A 2,739-nucleotide genomic window follows, 5' to 3' on the forward strand; every position below is an offset into this window, starting at 1 on the left:
TCGTTATGCCGACAAAGATAAATTTGTTAAAGTAATCGGGTTGTATTTCAAGTGCGATCGCCGATCTCCCGTAGGTTGGCTTAAGAAACGAAACTCAACTTACAACTTGACCGCAATTGTGAAAGCGCACGGCATAACAAAGCCATTAAGCGGCTTCACCCGTGGCTGAGATGTATTAGAACAAATGCTGTGAAATAGAAGCTTGTAATTGTTGCCTTTTTGCTGATGTCTTTCCTGGTAAAATTGTTTTGAGAAGGCTAAGCAGGTGGCAGTAAATTAGCGCCAAGGCGACAAATTCTATTCAAAACCACCAACCTGCTCTAATACCTCAAACCCAAGTTGTGGTATCGTTTCAAAGCTAGAAGGCACTGGCTGTCGGTCGAACAATCATCTCATTGACATCCACATCATCTGGCTGAGATACAGCATATAAGACAGCTCTGGCGATCGCATCCGGAGCTAGGGCATTCTTACGAAATTCTTTCAAAGCCTCTTCTGCTGAATCATCTGTGATGTCAGAACCCAGCTCTGTCTCCACAACACCTGGAGAGATCGTGGTCACGCGGATATTTTTCGATTCCTGCCGCAGTCCTTCGGAGATTGCCCAAACCGCGTATTTGGTCGCGCAGTAGACTGCGCCAGTCGGGACTACCACATGGGCACCGATAGATGCAGTGTTAATAAACTGGCCGCCGCCTTGCGCTTCCATAATCGGCAACCCGGCTGCAATGCCATTCAACACGCCATTGATGTTGACGTTGATCATCGTGTCCCATTCTTCAACTTTTAGGGCATTCATGGGAGATAAAGGCATAACACCCGCGTTGTTAAAAATGGCGTCAATTCGACCAAAGGTGTCTTTGGCAAAGTGAATGAACGCTTTCATATCTTCGCGATTGGTAACGTCCACCGTTTTGAATTCGGCTGAGCCACCCTGGCAACGAATCTCCTCAACAAGCTTTTCTAGCCTTTCGGTACGCCTTGCTCCCAGAACAACCTTTGCGCCCTTTTCAGCCAGTAACTTGGCAGTAGCTTCACCAATGCCGCTACTGGCTCCAGTAATAGCAATGACTTTGTTCTCTACATTTAACATCGTGATTTTCCTTTTTATTTCGGTTGGTTTGAATTAGATAAACATGCCGCCAGAGACTTCAATTCTCTGGGCATTGACCCAGCGGTTGTCTTCAGAAAGTAATGAGGCGATCGCCCCACCAATATCATCGGGAAGACCCACGCGACCTAAAGCCGTCTGCGAGGCGATGAAGTTATTAATTTCTGGATTGTCACGCACTGCCCCCTCAGCAAAATCGGTTTCAATCGCACCCGGAGCCACGACGTTTACCGCAATCTGTCTTTGGCCTAATTCCTTCGCCAGGTATCGGGTCAACACCTCGATCGCCCCCTTCATCGCGCCGTAAGCGGCATAGCCAGGTAGGGCAAAACGGGCAAGACCAGAGGAAATATTGACAATTCGTCCACCATCCTTGATCAAGGGCAGAAGTTTCTGCGTCAAGAAGAAAACACCCTTCACATGAATGTTCATTAAGCGATCGAATTCTTCTTCAGTTGTTTCTGCAAACGGTGCATAAACACCAATTCCAGCGTTATTAACCAGGAAATCAAATTGTTCTGTTTGCCAGATGTCTTTGAGCGATCGCTTAATTTGTGTCGCGAAATCGTCAAAGGTTTTGGTGTTAGACGTATCTAGTTGCAGTGCAACCGCTTTACCACCCATACCTGCGATCGCAGAGACGACATTTTCTGCTTCTGCCTGATTGCTGCGATATGTCACAATTACATCAACCCCTTTTTGGGCAAGCGCCAAAGCAGTGTTTCTGCCCAACCCCCGACTTGATCCGGTAATCAAAGCAATCTTTGCTATATCCTGAGCCATTGCCTCATCCTTTCATTGCTCTTTTGGGTGAGTTCATCATAGGCTTGAGAAATGGAGCTTCAAATACACAAACCTCGCATGTTATTGCCTATTCCTCTCAGGTAAGATATTGGCCAGGAAAAACGTTCTTCATCATGAGCGAATAAAACGGTAAGTCAGCCAGGAAACCAGCATGATCATTGGAACACCGAAGCAGGGTACAGCCAGTCGTGCGTGTCAAGAACTGGCAACACTAGTGGCACAGTACACCGACGACAAGGGAAACGGTGCTCATCAAACAGCGATCAGTCAGTTAGAATTCATGCGGGAATCATCTGCTTCCACCGCAATCTGCGACGTCTTTGAACCGATTCTCGCGATCGTGATTCAGGGCAAGAAAGAAGCCTTGCTGGGTGAGGAAACGTATCAGTATGGTGCCGCTCAGTATCTTGTCATTTCGGTAGATTTGCCGTTGAGCGGGTTTGTCACAGAAGCAACACCAGACAAGCCCTATTTAGGATTTAAGTTGAACTTAGACCCCGTCCAGCTCTGTGACATTATTGCTCAAATTCAACCCCACACGGGGAAGAAAGAAAATTCGGTGAGAGGCTTGTTCGTAAGCAACGCCGATGTTGACTTGATTGATTGTGCCATTAGACTGACACGGCTTTTGGATACGCCGCAGGATATTCCGTTTCTGGCACCGATGATGATTCGCGAAATCTATTACCGTCTTTTGATCGGCGAACAGAGCGAAGCGGTTCGCCAAATCGCGACATCCGGCAGCAACATGCAGCGCATTGCTGAGGTGATCAAACTGCTCAAGGCTAATTTTACAAAGTCGTTACGAGTTGAGGATTTAGCTG

At 47.3% G+C, this 2,739-nt stretch carries 3 protein-coding genes; 1 reads left to right on the top strand and 2 read right to left on the bottom strand.

Features of this window, described 5'->3' with window-relative positions; translation table 11 throughout:
- Window positions 1–358: 358 nt before the first annotated feature.
- Together ACTS3T_RS01690 and ACTS3T_RS01695 are read right to left on the bottom strand one after the other, a co-directional pair.
- On the bottom strand, window positions 359–1,093 hold the full coding sequence (locus ACTS3T_RS01690) for an SDR family oxidoreductase (RefSeq protein WP_377963186.1): 735 nt from the start codon (window positions 1,091–1,093) through the stop codon (window positions 359–361).
- Window positions 1,094–1,126: 33 nt separating this feature from the next.
- Complete coding sequence (locus tag ACTS3T_RS01695; RefSeq protein ID WP_377963184.1) at window positions 1,127–1,894, bottom strand: SDR family NAD(P)-dependent oxidoreductase; 768 nt, start codon at window positions 1,892–1,894, stop codon at window positions 1,127–1,129.
- 172 nt (window positions 1,895–2,066) lie between these two features.
- Here ACTS3T_RS01695 and ACTS3T_RS01700 point away from each other — a divergent pair.
- Window positions 2,067–2,739 (top strand): AraC family transcriptional regulator (locus tag ACTS3T_RS01700; protein WP_462934641.1); only part of this gene is annotated, 673 nt, incomplete at its 3' end.

The sequence above is a fragment of the Almyronema sp. genome (genome assembly GCF_052168255.1).
GTDB lineage: Bacteria > Cyanobacteriota > Cyanobacteriia > Phormidesmidales > Phormidesmidaceae > Sphaerothrix > Sphaerothrix epifaneia.